This is a genomic window from Curtobacterium sp. P97, assembly GCF_023712445.1.
Lineage (GTDB): Bacteria > Actinomycetota > Actinomycetes > Actinomycetales > Microbacteriaceae > Curtobacterium.
The window spans coordinates 1-449 of record NZ_JAMAYF010000120.1; the positions used below are offsets into that span (position 1 = coordinate 1).

2 protein-coding genes are annotated in these 449 nt (G+C 57.5%); both read left to right on the forward strand.

The window, feature by feature from the left end:
* Positions 1-224: orotidine 5'-phosphate decarboxylase / HUMPS family protein (locus M3677_RS17245; RefSeq protein ID WP_251161172.1), on the forward strand; the 224-nt coding region annotated here is incomplete at its 5' end.
* An 80-nt stretch (positions 225-304) separates the two neighbouring features.
* Positions 305-449, forward strand: a 145-nt coding sequence (locus M3677_RS18705) for a DUF1330 domain-containing protein (protein WP_368859920.1), incomplete at its 3' end; no start/stop codon positions are given.

Genomic DNA, 449 nt, shown 5'->3' on the forward strand with positions numbered 1-449 from the left:
AAGCGGCAGCCATCCGTCAGGCGGTCGGCCCGGATATGGCCATCGTTACGCCGGGCATTCGTCCCGCCGGTTCGGAAAAGGGCGACCAGAAACGGGTCATGACCCCTGCGGATGCCTTGAAGGCCGGAGCCAGCCATCTGGTCGTTGCCCGTCCAATTGTCGGCGCGGTTGATCGCAAAGCCGCAGCCCTTGCCATTCTCGACGAAATGCGTTCCGTTGCCTAGAGCATTTCCAGCAAAAGTGCGAAGCGGTTTTGCGCGGGATAATGCGGTGGAAAAGATTGCGAGCTAGTGGAGGAAACAGCATGACTAAAGCCTACTGGATTGCCCGTGTGGATGTCCGTGATCCCGAGCGATACAAGGATTATGTTTCAACGGCGAAACCGGCATTTGAACGTTATGGTGCAAATTTCATCGCTCGTGGCGGCACGGCTGATGCAGTTGAGGGAC